Raw genomic sequence first — 17,558 nt, forward strand, 5'->3', positions numbered from 1 at the left:
TCAGGCCCGCAGGGCCTGAAGCCTTCAGGGGCGCGGGGAACTGCGCGAGAAGCCCCACCGGACCCGCACCCGACCACACACCCGAACCCCCGACGTCCCCGAGGTCCCCGAGGTCCCCGAGGTCCCCGAGGTCCCCGAGGTCCCCGAGGTCCCCGAGCTACAAAGCCCCCCCGTCTCACCCGACGGACGATGTTTCGCCCCGGTTTCCCCGAGCCGATAGGCTCGCGGCGTGGCTGATATCCAGATCCCCGCTGACATCAAGCCCGCCGACGGACGTTTCGGCGCGGGCCCCTCCAAGGTGCGGACGGAGGCGCTGGACGCCCTGGCCGCGACCGGTACCTCCCTGCTCGGCACCTCCCACCGCCAGGCCCCGGTGAAGAACCTGGTCGGCCAGGTCCGCGCGGGCATCAGCGAGCTGTTCTCCCTCCCCGAGGGCTACGAGGTCATCCTCGGCAACGGCGGGTCCACGGCGTTCTGGGACGTCGCGACCCACGGCCTGATCGAGAACAAGAGCCAGCACCTGACCTTCGGCGAGTTCAGCTCGAAGTTCGCCAAGGCCGCGAAGCTCGCCCCCTGGCTCGCCGAGCCCACGGTCGTCTCCTCCGACCCCGGTACGCACCCGGAGCCGACCGCCGAGGCCGGCGTCGACGTCTACGCCTACACCCACAACGAGACCTCAACCGGTGTCGCCGCCCCGCTCAACCGCGTGGCCGGGGCCGACGAGGGCGCCCTCGTCCTGGTCGACGCCACGTCCGGCGCCGGCGGCCTGCCCGTCGACATCACCGAGACCGACGTCTACTACTTCGCCCCGCAGAAGTCCTTCGCCTCCGACGGCGGCCTCTGGATCGGCGTCTTCTCCCCGGCCGCCATCGAGCGCGCCGAGCGGATCCACGCCTCCGGCCGCCACATCCCGGAGTTCTTCAGCCTCCCCACGGCGATCGACAACTCCCGCAAGAACCAGACGTACAACACCCCGGCCCTCGCCACCCTCTTCCTGCTCAACCAGCAGCTGGAGTGGATCAACGGCCAGGGCGGTCTGAGCTGGTCCACGGCCCGTACGAAGGACTCCTCGACCCGGCTGTACACCTGGGCGGAGGAGAGCAAGTACGCGAGCCCCTTCGTCACCGACCCGGCCAAGCGGTCCCAGGTCATCGGCACGATCGACTTCTCCGACGAGATCGACGCCGCCGCCGTCGCCAAGGTCCTGCGCGCCAACGGCATCGTCGACACCGAGCCGTACCGCAAGCTCGGCCGCAACCAGCTCCGCGTCGCCATGTTCCCGGCGATCGACCCGGCGGACGTCGAGGCCCTCACCAAGTGCGTCGACTACGTGATCGAGAAGCTCTGACCCGGATCACTCCCGTACGAGGATCACTCCTGTACGACAGCGAAGGGGCCCGGCAGCACGTGCTGCCGGGCCCCTTCGTGTTCTTCAGCGTGACGGTGACGCTCAGCCGCGGAAGCCGAGGATGCCGTGCAGGGTCTCACCGCTGGTCGCGGCCGGCCCCTGCGTGCTCAGCGTCGACCGGGCGGAAGCCTCCTGCGTGGCCGCCGGCTTCGGGTCGGGCAGCTTCTTGCAGGTGGCGTCGGCCGCGCCCTTGCCCCGCGGCACCTTGCCGTTGGTGAGGTAGGTCGCCAGGTACTTGTCGAGGCAGCTGTTGCCGCTCAGCGTGATGCCGTGGTTGCCGCCGCCCTGCTCGACGACCAGGCTGGAGTTCTTGAGCAGCTTGTGGACGGTGACACCGCCCTGGTACGGGGTGGCCGCGTCGTCCGTCGCCTGGAACAGCAGCGCCGGCGGGATCTTGGAGTTGGCGACGTTCACCGGCTTCAGCGACTTGGTCGGCCAGAACGCGCACGGCGCGTTGTACCAGGCGTTGTTCCAGGTCATGAACGGGGCCTTCTTGTAGACGGCCCAGTTGTCCTTGGTCCACTTCTTCCAGTCGCGCGGCCAGGCGGCGTCACGGCACTGCACCGAGGTGTAGACGCTGTAGCCGTTGTCACCGGAGGAGTCGACGGCCGCGAAGTTCTGGTACGCCTCGACCAGCGGGTCGGAGTTCTTGTCACCCACGTAGGCGGCGAACGCCTCGGCGAGGAACGGCCAGTAGCCGTTGTAGTAGCCGCCGGGGAGGAAGGTGTCCTCCAGCTCGGAGGCGCCCACCTTCACCGAGCCGCCGACCGGCTTCTTGGCGAGGGCGGCGCGCATGGCGTACCACTTCGCCTCGATCTTCTTCGCGTCGGTGCCGAGCTTGTAGGTGGCGTTGTTCTTGGCGACCCACTTCATGAACGCCTTGTGCCGCTTGTCGAAGGCGTAGTCCTGGTCGAGGTTGTCCCGGTACCAGACACCCGTCGGGTCGACGATCGAGTCGAGCACCAGGCGCCGCACCCGCGTCGGGTACAGCTTGGCGTAGACCGCGCCGAGGTAGGTGCCGTACGAGTAGCCGAAGTAGTTGATCTTCTTGGCGCCGAGGGCCTTGCGGATCGAGTCCAGGTCCTTCACGGCGTTGATCGTGTTGATGTACGGCAGGACGTCCTTGTGCTTCGTGCCGCAGGCCTTGGCGAAGGACTTCGCCCGCTCGACGTTGGCCTTCTCTATCGCGGCGGTGCTGGGCACGGAGTCCGGGCGCACCGGGTCGAAGTGGCCGGGCTTGCAGTTCAGGGCGGGCTTGCTGGCGCCCACGCCACGCGGGTCGAAGCCGATGACGTCGTACTGCGCCGCGACCTTCTTCGGCAGCGCGGAGGCGACGAATCCAGCCAAGGTCAGACCGCTGCCGCCGGGGCCACCCGGGTTGACCAGCAGCGGGCCCTGGTACGTCTTGGAGGTGTGCGGCACCCGGGACAGCGCCAGGGTGATCTTCTTCCCGCTCGGCTTCGCGTAGTCGAGCGGCACCTTCACCGACGCGCACTGCAGCGTCGGGTAGGCGTCCGTGGCGCACTTCTTCCAGGCGACCTTCGCGGCTGCGGCCTGGACGGTGTTGCTCGCGGCGGCCGCCCCACTGGCGTTGGCGGGGACGGCGCTGACCGTCCCGGCCAGGACCACGATGGCACCGCTCAACACGGCTGCGCTTCTTCTCATAGACATCTCTCAGAACGATGAGGGGGGTTCAGGTCCGCGAGGTACGCGGCCCGTGCCGCATGTTTCCTGAAGAGCACCCCACACACGCACTCATTAGACGAAGACTTGACCGAATTGATCCATAGGATTCACTCAAGAACCCCACAGAATGGGGCACTTGAAGCCATCCAGGACACCTCCCGCCCCGCCCGCCTGCTCCACCTGCTCCGGGGGCTCCGCCTGCGCCCGAATCACGTCCACGCCGGCCTCCGGCAGAGCCGCTCAGGTCGCGTCCCCCTCCCCCGGCCACAACCCGCCCGGCCCCCCCTCGCATCGTCCGCTCACGTCGCCGTGCAGCTCACGCTCGGCGCAGCCCCGCCCCCGGGCGCGCCCCCGAAGCCGAAGGTCGCCGAACCGCCTGGGGCGAGCGACCCGTTGTGGGCGGCGTTGGTGGCGGTGACCGTGGCGCCGGTCTGGGTGTGGGACGCGTTCCACATGGTCGTCACCCGCTGGGAGCCCGGCCAGGTCCAGGTGACCTTCCAGGAACCGATCGCGGCCGCACCGGTGTTGGTGACCTTCACCTCGGCGTTGAAGCCGCTGCCCCAGTCGCTGCCGACGGTGTACGCGGCGGTGCAGGCGGGCGTCCCGCCTCCCGGGTCGCCGGGGTCCTCCGGGTCGCCGGGGTCGGTGCCCCCGCCGGGCGGGAAGCCCGGGGCCTTGATGCTCGTCAGATAGCCGTCCTTGACCGTGTCCACCGTCTGCCAGTCGTCCTTCAGGATGCCGCCGGTGTCACCGGAGTTGGGGTTCCAGGACCAGAAGGTCCAGTGGAAGGAGTCCGAGCCGTGGGCGGAGGTCGAGCGCAGATACGTCACCAGGGCCGACAGCCAGCGCTGGTCGATCGTGGACTGGAGGGTCGTACCGAACTCGCCGACCCAGACCGGCGCGATGTTCTGCTTGAAGATGTAGCCCCAGTACTTGTCCCAGACGCCCGGCATGTTGGCCGGGAAGGACGGGTCGCTGAACCAGCTCTGCTGGGCGACGCTCGTGGCGTAGTCGTGGGCCGAGTACACCACCCGGTTCGCCACGTCCAGCTGTACGGGGTACTGCGCCACCCCCATCAGATTGCCGCCCCACCAGCCCGAGACGCCGTTGAACGTCTGGACGCCCTCGACGAGGATCAGCAGGTCCGGGTTGACGGAGAGGACCGCGTTGCCGGCACGCTGGGCGGCCAGCCGCCAGTCCCTGGCCGTGTCGCCGCAGCCCCAGCAGGCGGGATCGTGGGGCTCGTTGTGGAGGTCGATGCCGACGACGGTCGGGTTCCCCTTGTACCGGGTGGCCAGCGCCCTGAGGTTGGCGATCCACGTCGTCTCGGGGACGGCCGAGGTGTACCAGAGCGCCGACTGACCCGCCGCGTCCGGGCGGTGCCGGTCGAGGATGATCTTCAGCCCGCTCTGGCCGGCGTACGCCACGATCTTGTCCAGGACCTGGAGCGAGGTCAGGCCCTGGAGGTCCGCGTTCTTGCCGTCGGAGTAGTTGACGCTGTCGGGCATGGTGCCGGGCTTCAGGATGTCGTCGCTGTAGGGCATCCGGATGGTGTTGTAGCCCAGCGACTTCATCTGGTCGATCATGCTCTTGTAGTCGCGGGCCCAGAGGCCGTGGGTGACGTTGTTGGCGGTCTCGAAACCGAACCAGTTGATGCCGGCGATCCGGACGGGCCGGCCGCTCGCGTCCAGGATCTGACGGCCGCTGGTACGCCAGTAGCCGGCACCGGCGTCGGCGTCGGCCGCGTCGGCGTAGGCCGCGTCGGCCGCGCGGGCCGGCGTGAAGCCGCCGGCCGCCGCGTCGGCGCCCAGCTGCCCGGCCGCCGCGTGCGCACCGCCGGCGAAGGGCAGTGCGAGCACGGCGGCGGCCGCACACAGGGCGCCCAGGGTTCTCCGTAAGCTGCGGAACATGTCGCTGCTTCCTCCTCGGGATGCGCGAGGCCGGAACAAGGTGGGAGCGCTCCCACCGCCCTCGCTTCCCATGGAAGACAGAACGCATGAACACGTCAAGGCGTCCGGCGTCACCTGATACACCGGACGCCCTTGACGGTGTCCTCGGGCCCCCTGCGGCCCCCCGTGGCCCCCGCGCGTGGCGCCCGAGTGCCCACGCGCCGGGGCCGTACGTCACCGGCTCAGCTTCTGGAACCTCCGTACCGCCAGCGGCAGGAAGATCAGGGTGAGTACCACCGGCCACACCAGGGCCATCAGCAGCGCGTTCTGTTCGATCCAGGAGTCGCCGACGACCGGCGTGCCGAACAGATCGCGGGTCGCGGCCGCCGTGGAGGAGATCGGGTTCCAGGCGGCGATCCAGCCCAGCCAGTCGGGCATCAGCTGCGGGGCGACGAAGATGCTGGAGATCATGGTCAGCGGGAACGCGACCGCGAAGAGACCGCCCGCCGCCTCCGGGTTGGGGACCAGCAGTCCCAGCCAGACGCCGATCCAGATGAGCGCGAACCGCAGCCAGAGCAGCAGACCGAAGGCGGCCAGGAAGCCGAGGCCCGTGTCCGGGCGCCAGCCCATCGCGAGGGCGGTCAGCATCATGATGGCCAACTCGGCGCAGGCGACGAGGAGATCGGTGATCCCCCGTCCCGCCACCACCGCCGACGGCGCCATCGGCATGGAGCGGAACCGGTCGATGACGCCCTTGGTGGAGTCGTAGACCACGAGGGTCGCCGTGTTGATGAACCCGAAGGCCATCGTCATCACGAACATCCCCGGCATCAGGAAGTCCCCGTAGTCCCCGCCGCCCGGCACCTGCATGGCACTGCCGAAGACATAGCCGTAGAGCAGGACGGAGAGGATCGGGAAGCCCAACTGCCAGGCGATGTTGACCGGTTGACGCCGGTAGTGGGTCAGGCCGCGACGGACGATGTTCCAGACGTCGGCCAGCACCCAGTACGTACGGCCGTGCCCGCTCGACACGTCCAGGTCGACGGCGCTCGTGGCGGCGCTCCCGGCGCCGACGGCGTTCGGATCGACGGTGGTCATGCGAGGGCCCCCTTGTCGTTCTCGCCGGTCTTCTCCGTGCGGTGGCCCGTCAGGCGCAGGAACACGTCGTCCAGGCTGGGCCTGCGCAGGCCGATGTCCTCGACCCTCACGCCCTCGTCCTGGAGGGTGCGGGCCACCTCGGTGAGGGCCGAGACGCGGTCGGTCACGGGCGCGTGGACCCGCAACTCCGCGTCGTCCGACTCCGGTTCGCCGTCCGAGACGCGGGCGACGACCTTCGCCGCGCGCGGGATGTCGGCGCGCTCGGCGACGACGACCTCGATGCGGTCGCCGCCGACCGTGCTCTTCAGCCCGTCCGGGGTGTCGTCCGCGATGGCCCGCCCCTGGTCGATGACGGTGATGCGCGAGGCGAGCCGGTCGGCCTCCTCCAGATACTGCGTGGTGAGCAGCACGGTCGTACCGCTCGCCACCAGCGCCCTGACGGAATCCCAGACTTCGCCCCGGCTGCGCGGGTCGAGGCCGGTCGTCGGCTCGTCGAGGAAGAGGACGGACGGGGCGAGAATCATCGAGGCGGCGAGGTCGAGCCGGCGCCGCATGCCGCCGCTGTACTTGCCGACGCCCAGGTCGGCCGCGTCGGTGAGGTCGAACCGGTCGAGCAGCTCGACCGCGCGCAGCTTCGCCCGCTTCCCGCCGAGGTGGAACAGCCGGCCGAACATCTCCAGGTTCTGACGTCCCGTCAACACCTCGTCCACGGCGGCGTACTGCCCCGTCAGCCCGATACGGGCCCGCACCTCACGCGGGTGGCGGGCCACGTCGAGCCCGGCCACCGTCGCCCGGCCGCCGTCCAGGCGCAGCAGCGTGGAGAGGATGCGTACGGCTGTGGTCTTGCCCGCGCCGTTCGGGCCGAGGAGGCCGTGCACCGCGCCTTCGCGGACGGTGAGGTCGAAGCCGTCCAGCGCGCGTTTCTCCCCGTACCGCTTCTCCAGACCCTCGGCCCGGACCGCGTACCCGTCACTCATGAGTCCCCCTCAACAGGCTTCCGTCAAGAACTGAGTACACCGTACCCTATTTCGCGTACGACGTACCCAGTTTTTTCGCGAGCACTTAAACTCGGGCTCATGACAAGGGGCAAGAGCGCTACGACAGGCGGTACGGGCGGTACGGCAGGCGGCACGAAGGGCAGCACCACCGTCGGTACGGAGACCAGCGGCAGCGGCGACATCGTCCGCACCCAGCAACTGCTCTGGGACACCGGCCCTCGCCCCAGTCGCGGCCCCAAGCCGGGGCTCACCCTGGAGCGGATCGTGGAAGCGGCGATCCGGGTCGCCGACGCGGAGGGGCTGCACGCCCTGTCGATGCGCCGGGTCGCGACCGAACTCGGCACCGGGACCATGTCCCTGTACCGCTACCTCCCCGGCAAGGGCGAACTGCTGGACCTCATGCTCGACCGCGTCCAGCGGCCCTCGGAGAACCCCGCCGACCTCGGCGACGGCGGCTGGCGCTCCGCCCTGGAGGCCATGGGGCGCGCCACCCTGGCGCTCTACCGGCGCCACCCGTGGCTGCTCCAGGTGAACCAGTCCCGCCCCGTCCTCGGGCCGAGCGCGCTGGAGGGCATGGAGAAGATCCTCTCCCGTATCAAGTCCATGGGGCTGACCGACCCCGAGCTGATCTCGGCGGTCGTCGCCGTGGACGGCTATGTCGTCGGCGCGGCCCGTACGCAGCTCTACGCGGAGGAGGCGGAACACCGCACGGGCCTCACCGACACGGAGTTCTGGCAGGCCCAGGCGCCCATCCTCGAAGAACTCATGCTCTCCGGCCGCTACCCCCTCCTGGCCGGCCTCTCCGAGGACGCGTTCGGCTCGGACTTCGACCACTTCGAGTTCGGCCTGCAGCGCATGCTGGACGGCCTGGAGGTATTCGTGAACAGGCGCCGCGCGACCGCGGAGACCGCGGAGACCGCGGAGACCGCGGGTGCGGGGGTCGGGGGCACGGAAGGCGCGGGAGCCGGAGGCGCCGGAGCCGGCGGGGCGTAGTCGGCGTGTCGTAGTCGGCGGGCGCGGAGGCCGGGCGCAGAGGCCGGGCGCGCGGGTGACGGCCACGAACGAAACCGGCGACGCGAAGGCCGCGGATCCGAAGGCCCGGTTGCGGGAGGCCGGGTAGGCCGGGTAGGTCAGGCGGACGGGCGGCGCAGGAGGCGGCGGAAGCCCCATACGACGACCACCGCGCCGGCCACGGCCAGTGCGCCGACCTTGACGGTCGAGCTCGTGCCCTCACCGTCGGCCTGCGTCGTGCCGGAACCGCCCCCGTCGGAGGAGGACGACCCGGAGCCGCCGCTCCCGGAGCCGCCGCCGGGCACCTCCCGCGCGACGACGGAGCTGCCGGCCCCCTCACTGCCGTACATGATCTTCGAGCCGTCGGTACGGAAGGTCACCGACTCCCCCTGTCGCTGCAGGGGCACGCTCAGCCGCTCGGCCTTCTTGATCTTGCCGCCGTTCCAGTCGTAGAGGATGCCGCCGAAGTACGCGCGCAGGGCGAGCTGCTTGCCGTCCGGCGAGAACGCGCCGTCGGTGACCTCCAGGTCCGGGACGGACGCGACCTTCTTGAACACGTTGGTGCCGGACGCGGACAGCTCCGCGGGCCCCTCGTACAGCGATCCGCCCGCCTCGTTCTTGTCGGCGATGTACACCCGCCCGGTCTTCGGATGCACCATCAGCGCCTCCGCGTCCCGCGCCCCGTCCTCGTACTTCACGACGTACTGCGTGGCCTTGAGCGTCTGGTCCTTCAGCTCCTTCGGCTCCGGCAGCTCGTAGATCCACACGTACGCCCAGGTGCCGCCGAGGTTGTCACCGATGTCGCCGACGTAGAGCTTGTCGCCGGGGCCCATCGAGATCGCCTCGACGTCCCTCGGGGTGCCGACGCCCGTCAGGGTGACCGTGGCGACCGTCTCGCCCGTCTTGCTGTCGACCGCGTACAGGAAGGCGCCGTCGTCGCTGTCGTTGTGGGTCCAGTAGACCCCCGGGTGCTGCCGGGACGCGGCTAGACCGCTCGACTCGGTGATCCGCGAGTCCTGCATCGTGAACCCGTCGTCGTCGGCGAGGGCGGGCGTGGCCGGGAGGACGGCGAGCAGGATCGCCGCGAGACCGGCGAGACCGGCGAAGCCGGTGCGGGCCGCGCGGAACCGGCGGAGGGGACGGGGGCGGTTGAGGGGGCGACGGCGCATGGGGCCAAGCCTGCCATCTCGCTCCGCCGGGTGGGGTGGGGGAACGCGGTGGGGGCTGGCGAGTCGTTCGGTGCAGGTCCGGTGGGGGCTGGTCGCGCAGTTCCCCGCGCCCCTGAAAAAGCGGGGCTGCGCCCCTGCTTTTTCGCCCGGAGGGCCACTAGGCCCTCAAGCGGCACGGGAACGGCGCGAGAAGCCCCACCCCATCCAGCCCGCGTGGCCAGATTCACAGCACCCGTCGGCCGCCCGCCCCCTACCACCGGGTAGCCATCGTTCATGATGAGCGGATGCTCAGGTTCATGCCCGTAGGCGACTCCATGACGATCGGCAGCGCGGGCGAACACACATGGCGCTTCCGGCTCTGGCAGCACCTGCGCGCGACGTACGACGGCCCCTTCAAGATCGTCGGGCCACGCGAGACGCTCTACGACAAGGCGACGGACGCCCCGACGTCGTACGAGTACGCCGACACCGACCCACGTTTCCCCCGCGCCCACCTCGCGGGCTGGGGCGAGGGCTGGCTCCATATGGCCCCGCTGATCGCCGACGCGGTCCGCACCCATCGCGCCGACGTCCTCCTCGTCTCCCTCGGCCTCATCGACCTGGGCTTCTACACCAACGCCGAGCAGACCGCCGAGAACACCCGCCGCTTCGTCGAGGCGGCCCGTGAGGCCGCCCCGCACATCCGTATGGTCCTCCTGCCGGTCACCCCGAACATCCGCGCCGAGTCCGACGCCCCCTTCGCCGCCCAGGTCACCCGCTTCAACGAACTCCTCGCCAAGACGGCCGCCGACCTCGACGAACCCCGCTCCCCCCTCCTGCTGGCCTCCCCGCCGCCGTCGTACGACATCCACTGGGACACCTACGACGGCACCCACCCCAACGCCTCCGGCGAACACAAGCTGGCGGCGACCTTCGCCAACGCGATGCACGAGGCGTGGGGGCTCGGAGGCCCGTACGAGCAGGCGTAGCGTCCGCGCCCCTTTCGTCCGTCGTGTCCTCGTCACCGTGCGTATCGTTGTACCGCGCGGCCGTCCTCGATCGAGGGGCGGCCGGGGAGGAGCGCCACGATGACCGTCCTTGAAGACAGGATCGCGATGGCCGAGAGCGACAACACGCGCCAGCTGGACGAGATGTTCGAGCGGCTCGAGAAGATGCCCGTCCCCGAGGGATACAAGGTCGAGATCGTCGAGGGGACCATCTACATGTCGCCGCAGCGGGATGCCCATTGGCAGACAATCCGCCGGATCGTTCGCGTGCTCGACAACCGTTTCGGCGAGGACGTGCATGTCGTCTCCGACGTCCGCATCGACTTCCCCGGCCTGCTGAACGGCTACTGCCCCGACGTGGCGAAGCTGCGCGACGACGCCGAGAAGGACTCCAACGGTCGCTGGCGCCACGAGGACGTCGAGTTCATCGCCGAGGTCATCTCCAAGGACACCGCCAAGAACGACTACGGCCCCAAGAAGACCGCGTACGCCCTCGCCGAGGTCCCCGTCTACCTGATCGCCGACCCCTACGTGGGCAAGTGCCGACTGTTCACCCAGCCCAAGGACGGCGACTACGTCAGCGACCTGTCCATCACCTACGGCGGCGACGTCGACATGACCACCACCCACCTCGGCCTGGTGCTTCCCACCGCCAAGTTCCCCCGCAGCTGACGACGCCGCCCACGGCCGCCCGGATCCGCCGCTCCGCGCTTGCTCGGCCGCCCTCCACTCGCTTGGATGTCCCGGTCGGACGCGGCGGCGACGGATGCGGGGCGGGCGGATGACGCGGGGCGGTGGGCTGGGGCGGGAGTTCCGGTGGCTGTGGGCGGCGTACACGGTCAGCGCGTTCGGGACCCGGCTGTCGTTCGACGCGCTCCCCCTGCTCGCGGTGCTGGTCCTGCACGTCGGCCCCACGGAGGTCTCCGCGCTGGCGGCCACCGGTCTGGCGGTGGGCGCGGCGGTGGCCGTACCGCTCGGTCCCTGGGTGGAGTTCCGCCGCAAGCGCCCGGTGATGATCTCGATGGACCTCGTCCGCTGCGCGGCCCTGCTGTCCGTCCCGGTGGCCTACGCCCTGGACCTGCTCACCTTCCCCCAGCTGCTCCTGGTCTCCGTGGTCGTCGCCGTCGCCGACATCACCTTCACCGCGGCGAGCGGCGCCTGTCTGAAGTTCCTGGTCCCCCCGGAGCACCTGGTGGCCGCCAACGGCCGCTTCGAGGCCACGACCTGGACCACGACGATGCTCGGCCCGCCCCTCGGCGGCGCCGCGATGGGTCTCTTCGGCCCGGTCGTCACCGTGCTGATCGACGCCGGCAGCTACCTCCTCTCGGCGGCGGGCATCCGCGCGATCGGCACCGAGGAGCCCCGACCGGCCGACGCCAAGGAACCCCGCCCGGCCGGCACCGAAGAACCCCACCCGGCCGACGCCAAGGAACCCCGCCCGGCCCCGGCCACCAAACCCGCGCCGGGGTGTGGCACCCGGCTCCGCCTCGGTGACCTCCCGGACGGCTGGCGGTACATCCTCCGCGACCCCGCCCTGCGCCCCCTCTTCCTCAACTCCGTCCTGGTCAACGCCCTGATCATGGCCCCGGCACCACTGCTGCTCATCCTCATGGTGGGCCAACTCGGCTTCGCGCCCTGGCAGTACGGCCTCGCCTTCGCCGTCCCGTGCGTCGGCGGTCTGATCGGCTCGCGCCTCTCCCGCCGTCTGGTCGTCCGGTACGGGCAGGACAGGGTCATCCGGGTCGCCGGAACCCTGCGGGCGTGCTGGCCGCTGGGTCTGGCGTTCGTCGGTACGGGTCCGGCGGGCCTGGTCCTCGTGATGGTCGTCGAACTGGGCCTGATCACCTGCATCGGCGTCTTCAACCCCGTCCTGGCCACCCAGCGCCTCACCCGGACCCCGTCGGACCGCGTCGCCCGCACGCTCACCGCCTGGTCCGTCACCGGCAAACTCACCATCGCCGCCACGACGGCCCTCTGGGGCCTCCTCGCCTCCGTCACCACCCCCCGCACGGCGATCGCCACGGCCGGCCTGCTGCTCCTGACGACCCCTCTGCTGCTGCTCCTCCCCAAGAGCCACCGTCCGGACCCGCCCCGCAGCCCGGCCCCGACCGGCCACCAGGACCCGCACCCGGCTCCGAAGAATCAACAACTCCCTTGATCTCAACCGTGCTTGAGGATGCACCATGGTCCACATGACCACGGAAACCACGGCGCGAGCCGCCGACATCGAAGCCGTCAAGCAGGTCGTCGCCACCGTCGAGCACTCCCAGCAGCACAAGGACCCCGACGAGTTCCTCGCTCTCTTCCACCCCGACGCGATCTGGACGACGGCTCACGGCAAGGTCCTCATCGGCCTGGACGAGATAGCGGCGTTCACCCGCAAGGTGCTCCCCGGGGCCCACTGGGACGGCGAGGTCAGCTACGAGGTGGTCCACGTGCTCTTCCTCCGCCCCGACGTCGCGGCGGTCAAGGTCCGCCAGCGCTACCTGGGCGGGGACGACGACAGCGAGGGGGCCCCGCTCTACGTGATGACCAAGCAGCCCGACGGCCGCTGGCTCCTGACCGCCTGCCAGAACACGCAGGTCCTGGCAGGCTGAGCGAGGAATCGGCCGGGGGCGCCGGGAAGCCGGCGCGGCGGTCAGAACATCGTGTTGTCGTTCGCCGACGTCTCCGGTACGTCCTGCAGCGCGTCCCAGTGTTCGACGATCTTCCCGTTCCGCACCCGGAACAGGTCGACGACCGCCTGCCCCCGCTCCCCCGGCACGTTCACGTAGTGGCTGTGGACGGCGACGAGGTCGCCCTCGGCCACGACGCGCTTGCGCGAGACGGTGAGGGACGGGAACTGCTGGAAGTAGCCGCCCAGACCGGCCCTGACCCCCTCCACACCGTCGGGGATGTTGGGGTTGTGCTGGTGGTACTCGCGGCCCCAGTACTTGTCGATCGCCGACAGGTCCTTGCGCACCAGCAGTCGGTCGAACGCCTTGGTCACCAGCTTCTCGTGGTACGAGGTCAGCCAGGCCGGTCCCGGCTCGCTCGTCCGCGGCCTGCTGACCGTGGAGAACATGTCGTTGCCGTTGGCCGACGTCGCCGGCACGTCCTGCGCCACGTCCCAGTGCTCGGCGATCCGCCCGCCCTGGAACCGGAAGATGTCGAAGACGGCGGAGCCGGGCGTGCCGGGCGTCAGCACGACGTTGGAGTGCACGAGCACGAGGTCGCCCTGCGCGATGACCCGCTTGACGTCGTACTTGGCATCCGGGAACTGCTCGTTCACCACCCCGGCGAGGCCCTTCAGCGTCTCCGCCCCGTCCGGCGCGAACGGGTTGTGCTGGATGTAGTCCGGCCGCACGTACCGGTCCACGACCTCCGTGTCCCCGTCCTCGAACACCCCCTTCAGCACGCGTACGACAACGGCCTTCTGATGACCGAGCCGCGCGGCGTCCCCGTGCGGGGCCCGTTCCACGACGGCGGCGGAGGGCGGGGCCGCGACAGCCGGTACGACGGCGACGGTGGAGGTGAGCGCGGCGGCCGCGAGGACGGCGACGAGCGCGCGTCGGGCAGGCGTGGTGGGGGTCACGATGCTCCCATCTGCAAGGCAACGGGCATATTGAAAGTTCAAGCTTATGCTTACGAAAGGAAAGCACTAACCCCCGGTTAGCGTCAAGATCTCTCCTGCTTGCCTAGAGCGCACTCCACGGCCTTGGCTGGGGAGTCATGAAGTACACACAGCTCGGACGCACGGGACTCAAGGTCAGCCGACTGGTCCTCGGCACGATGAACTTCGGTCCGCAGACGGACGAAGCGGACAGCCACGCGATCATGGACACGGCTCTGGACGCGGGCATCAACTTCTTCGACACGGCGAACGTGTACGGCTGGGGCGAGAACAAGGGCCGCACCGAGGAGATCATCGGGAACTGGTTCGCGAAGGGCGGCGACCGCCGCGACAAGGTCGTCCTCGCGACCAAGGTGTACGGCAACATGGCGGACTCCGACCACGCCTGGCCCAACCACGACAAGCTCTCCGCGTTGAACATCCGGCGCGCCGTGGACGCCAGCCTGAAGCGGCTGCGGACGGACCACATCGACCTCTACCAGTTCCACCACGTCGACCGGGACACCCCGTTCGACGAGATCTGGCAGGCCGTCGACGTGCTCGTCCAGCAGGGCAAGATCCTCTACGCCGGCTCGTCCAACTTCCCCGGCTACAAGATCGCCCAGGCCAACGAGACCGCCGCCCGCCGCGGCGGCACCATCGGCCTGGTCAGCGAGCAGTGCCTCTACAACCTCTACGAACGCCGCGCCGAGATGGAGGTCATCCCGGCCGCGCAGGAGTACGGCCTCGGTGTCATCCCGTGGTCGCCGCTGCACGGCGGTGCGCTCGGCGGCGTCCTGAAGAAGGAGGTCAAGGGCGGCCGACGCGCCTCGGGACGCGCGGCGGCCGCAGTGTCCGGCCCCGACGCACGCGCCAAGATCCAGGCGTACGAGGACCTGCTGGAGAAGCACGGTCTGGAGCCCGGCGAGGCCGCCCTGGCCTGGCTGCTCACCCGCCCCGGCGTGACCGGCCCGATCGTCGGCCCGCGCACCGCCGAGCAGCTCGAGTCCGCGCTGCGCGCGGTGGAGCTGGAGCTGGGCGAGGAGCTGCTGGCGTCCCTGGACGAGATCTTCCCGGGTCCGGGCCCGTCCCCGGAGGCCTTCGCCTGGTGACGGCGGTGACAGGGGACGCCCCCTGTCCGTAGGGGCGCGGGAACTGCGCGACGAGCCCTCACCGGCCGGCGGCCGTCACCGGCAACGGCCGACGAAGACGCGGTTCCCCGCCCCTTCGCCCGCGACAGGGCTACTTGCCGAGCGCGGCAGCGACAGCCACCACAGCGAACATCAGTACGAGCACACCGGCCATGATCCGGTTACGGGTCTTCGGGTCCACACCCCGAGCCTAACCGGCGGCCCGAACGGTCATCCGCCCGCCCCGAGCCCCCACCGCGCCACCGTCTCGTACCGCGGCTGCTCACCCGCCACCCCGGACGCCGGCAGACGGCTGCGCACCAGCGCCAGCTCGGACACCGTCCACGACCGCCCGGCGAAGGCGTCGAGCACGGCGACGTACGGCTTCACGTCGAGGTCCTCCCGGCTGCGGGCCACCGTCAGATGGGGGGTGTACCGACGGTGCTCCCCCATCGGCACCCCGGCCTTGCGCGCCGCCGCCTCCGCCCGGTCGGCCAGCATCCGCAGCGCGCCGAGGTCCCCCTCGGCCCCCGCCCACAGTGCCCGGCCACGCCCGAACTTCCCACCGCCGCGCACGGCCAGCCGGAACGGCTCGCTCCGCTCCGCGGCCCGCTCCAGCCGCCGCGACAGCTCCGGTACGACGTCCTCCTCGACCTCCCCGTAGAAGGCGAGCGTGAAGTGCCAGCCGGGCGGCTGGGTCCAGCGCAGCCGCTCCGCACCCGCGAGGCTCCTCAACTCCCCGACCACCAGACCGAGTTCCTCGACGACATCAGCGGGCGGAAGCACAGCGGCGAACAGTCTCATGCCCGCCACCTTCCCAGGCCGACGTGTGCCCCCGCGACTCCCCGAGCCCCGGTCAGGGGCGCGGGGAACGGCGTGACGAGCCACGACGGCGCGGCAGCCGCCGACCACGCCGCGCGGCACCCCCTCCGGCGGCCGACCAGGCGGAGCGCCACCGCACCCCGCCGGCCCGCACGAGGACGAGGCCCACGGTGACGGCGGCGACCGTGGCGACGACACCGCCGGCGACGAAGCCCATCCGGGCGCCGTACGCGTCGGTGACCCAGCCGGCGATCGGCGCGCCCAGCGGCGTACCGCCCAGGAAGACCATCATGTAGAGGGCCATGACGCGGCCGCGCATCACGGGGTCGGTGTTCATCTGGATGGCCGTGTTGGCGGTGACGTTCACCGTCAGGCCGAACATCCCTATCGGCACCATCAGCAGGGCGAAGATCCAATACGCGGGGGCCAGCGCCGCCACGATCTCCAGCAGGCCGAAGGCGAGCGCGCCGCCGATCAGCACACGCAGCCGCGCGGTGCCCCGGCGGGCGGCGAGCAGGGCGCCGGCGACCGAGCCGACCGCCATGAGCGTGTTGAAGAGGCTGTACGAGCCGGCGTCCGCGTGGAACACGTCGTCCGCGTAGGCCGAGAGCCAGACGGGGAAGTTGAAGCCGAAGGTGCCGATGAAGCCGACCAGCACGATGGGCCACAGCAACTCGGGACGCCCGGCCACATAGCGCAGGCCCTCGCGGAGCTGCCCCTTGGCGCGGGGGGCGCGGCGGACGGGGTGCAGGTCACTGCTCCGCATCAGCAGCAGGCCGATGATGGGGGCGACGAAGGAGAGCCCGTTGTAGAGGAAGGCCCAGCCCGTGCCGACGGTGGTGATCAGCACACCGGCGACGGCGGGGCCGACGAGACGGGCGGACTGGAAGTTCGCCGAGTTGAGACTGACCGCGTTCTGCAGGTGGTCCGGCCCGACCATCTCGGACACGAACGACTGTCGGGCCGGGTTGTCGACGACCGTGGCCATGCCGACGGCGAAGGCGGCCACGTACACGTGCCACACCTGCACCTGGCCCGAGATCGTCAGCGCGGCCAGCGCCAGCCCCGTCACCGCCATCGACGTCTGCGTCACGAACAGCAGCCGCCGCTTGGGGAACCGGTCGACCAGCACACCGCCGTACAGTCCGAACAGCAGCATCGGCAGGAACTGGAGCGCCATCGTCACACCGACGGCCGTGGAGGACCCGGCCAGGCTCAGGACGAGCCAGTCCTGCGCGATCCGCTGCATCCACGTGCCGATGTTCGACACGACCTGCCCGACGAAGAACAGCCGGTAGTTCCGCACCCGCAACGACCGGAACATGGAGGCCCGCGCCCCCTCGGGCGAAACCGCCGAGGAACCAGCGGTTCGGGGGGTGGCCCCGGCAGGCGCGGCGGCGACGGAAGGCGGGGCGTCCGCGGGAGCCGCGGTGGAACGGGCGTGGGCGTCGGCCTGGCTCGCGGGTCCGGGGATCAGAACCGAACCGCCGGCAGCGGAGGCGGAAGCGGGATGGGCGGAGGCGGAGGCGGGATGGGCGGAGGCCGATGGGTCGGCGGCGCCCGGCAGGGCGCTGGTGCTGCCCTCGTTGGGCCGGCCGTCGGTATCCGGCGGGGCCTCCAGTACGGCGGGAGTGGGTGGCTGCTCGTGGGTGGGCGGGGGTGCGGGGACGGAAGGTGTTCCGGGGCCCGTACTCAAAGGGGTTCGCCTCCTTGCGTGAAACGCGTGTTCGTCCTGCGGCTGTGTGCGCCTCAGCGCTCCTGTTCTGTCT

General features: G+C 70.6%; 15 protein-coding genes. 7 read left to right on the plus strand and 8 right to left on the minus strand.

What is annotated here, in order from left to right; translation table 11 throughout:
- Positions 1–229: 229 nt before the first annotated feature.
- On the plus strand, positions 230–1,348 hold the full coding sequence (serC, locus tag GWK25_RS39400) for a phosphoserine transaminase (protein ID WP_215456287.1): 1,119 nt from the start codon (positions 230–232) through the stop codon (positions 1,346–1,348).
- 102 nt (positions 1,349–1,450) lie between these two features.
- Here the strand turns inward: serC and GWK25_RS39405 are convergent, their stop codons facing one another.
- From GWK25_RS39405 to GWK25_RS39420, 4 genes are all read right to left on the minus strand, one after another.
- Positions 1,451–3,073 (minus strand): alpha/beta hydrolase, encoded by a 1,623-nt coding sequence (locus GWK25_RS39405; RefSeq protein WP_215456288.1) that lies wholly within the window; start codon positions 3,071–3,073, stop codon positions 1,451–1,453.
- A 320-nt stretch (positions 3,074–3,393) separates the two neighbouring features.
- Complete coding sequence (locus GWK25_RS39410; protein WP_215456289.1) at positions 3,394–5,004, minus strand: cellulase family glycosylhydrolase; 1,611 nt, start codon at positions 5,002–5,004, stop codon at positions 3,394–3,396.
- 213 nt (positions 5,005–5,217) lie between these two features.
- Positions 5,218–6,081 (minus strand): ABC transporter permease, encoded by an 864-nt coding sequence (locus GWK25_RS39415; protein WP_215456290.1) that lies wholly within the window; start codon positions 6,079–6,081, stop codon positions 5,218–5,220.
- Positions 6,078–7,058 (minus strand): ATP-binding cassette domain-containing protein, encoded by a 981-nt coding sequence (locus GWK25_RS39420; protein WP_215456291.1) that lies wholly within the window; start codon positions 7,056–7,058, stop codon positions 6,078–6,080. The genes GWK25_RS39415 and GWK25_RS39420 overlap by 4 nt, the downstream gene beginning before the upstream one ends.
- 99 nt (positions 7,059–7,157) lie before the next feature.
- On the opposite strand from GWK25_RS39420, the gene GWK25_RS39425 reads away from it, so the two are divergent.
- Positions 7,158–8,072, plus strand: a complete 915-nt coding sequence (locus GWK25_RS39425) for a TetR/AcrR family transcriptional regulator (protein ID WP_215456292.1) — start codon at positions 7,158–7,160, stop codon at positions 8,070–8,072.
- Between the two features lie 137 nt (positions 8,073–8,209).
- On the opposite strand, the gene GWK25_RS39430 is transcribed toward GWK25_RS39425, so the two are convergent.
- Positions 8,210–9,259: a WD40 repeat domain-containing protein gene (locus GWK25_RS39430; RefSeq protein ID WP_215456293.1), complete on the minus strand. Its 1,050-nt coding sequence runs from the start codon at positions 9,257–9,259 to the stop codon at positions 8,210–8,212.
- A gap of 284 nt (positions 9,260–9,543) precedes the next feature.
- On the opposite strand from GWK25_RS39430, the gene GWK25_RS39435 reads away from it, so the two are divergent.
- From GWK25_RS39435 to GWK25_RS39450, 4 genes are all read left to right on the plus strand, one after another.
- Positions 9,544–10,227, plus strand: coding sequence for a GDSL-type esterase/lipase family protein (locus tag GWK25_RS39435; RefSeq protein WP_215456294.1), 684 nt, complete (start codon positions 9,544–9,546; stop codon positions 10,225–10,227).
- A gap of 99 nt (positions 10,228–10,326) precedes the next feature.
- Entirely contained in the window at positions 10,327–10,917 is a 591-nt protein-coding gene (locus tag GWK25_RS39440) for a Uma2 family endonuclease (protein WP_215456295.1), read from the plus strand.
- Positions 10,918–11,026: 109 nt separating this feature from the next.
- A complete protein-coding gene (locus GWK25_RS39445; protein WP_215456296.1) occupies positions 11,027–12,403 on the plus strand; it encodes an MFS transporter in 1,377 nt (458 codons plus the stop codon).
- Between the two features lie 34 nt (positions 12,404–12,437).
- Positions 12,438–12,842 carry an SgcJ/EcaC family oxidoreductase gene (locus tag GWK25_RS39450; protein ID WP_215456297.1) on the plus strand — a complete coding sequence of 135 codons (405 nt, stop codon included), beginning with the start codon at positions 12,438–12,440 and terminating at the stop codon, positions 12,840–12,842.
- A gap of 41 nt (positions 12,843–12,883) precedes the next feature.
- On the opposite strand, the gene GWK25_RS39455 is transcribed toward GWK25_RS39450, so the two are convergent.
- Complete coding sequence (locus tag GWK25_RS39455) at positions 12,884–13,819, minus strand: nuclear transport factor 2 family protein (RefSeq protein WP_215456298.1); 936 nt, start codon at positions 13,817–13,819, stop codon at positions 12,884–12,886.
- Between the two features lie 137 nt (positions 13,820–13,956).
- On the opposite strand from GWK25_RS39455, the gene GWK25_RS39460 reads away from it, so the two are divergent.
- Positions 13,957–14,949, plus strand: coding sequence for an aldo/keto reductase (locus tag GWK25_RS39460; RefSeq protein WP_215456299.1), 993 nt, complete (start codon positions 13,957–13,959; stop codon positions 14,947–14,949).
- A gap of 249 nt (positions 14,950–15,198) precedes the next feature.
- Here the strand turns inward: GWK25_RS39460 and thpR are convergent, their stop codons facing one another.
- Positions 15,199–15,771, minus strand: coding sequence for an RNA 2',3'-cyclic phosphodiesterase (gene thpR / locus GWK25_RS39465; protein ID WP_215456300.1), 573 nt, complete (start codon positions 15,769–15,771; stop codon positions 15,199–15,201).
- A 52-nt stretch (positions 15,772–15,823) separates the two neighbouring features.
- Positions 15,824–17,113, minus strand: coding sequence for an MFS transporter (locus tag GWK25_RS39470; protein WP_286014690.1), 1,290 nt, complete (start codon positions 17,111–17,113; stop codon positions 15,824–15,826).
- Positions 17,114–17,558 lie beyond the last annotated feature (445 nt).

It is taken from the genome of Streptomyces sp. ATCC 21386 (assembly GCF_018728545.1).
GTDB lineage: Bacteria > Actinomycetota > Actinomycetes > Streptomycetales > Streptomycetaceae > Streptomyces.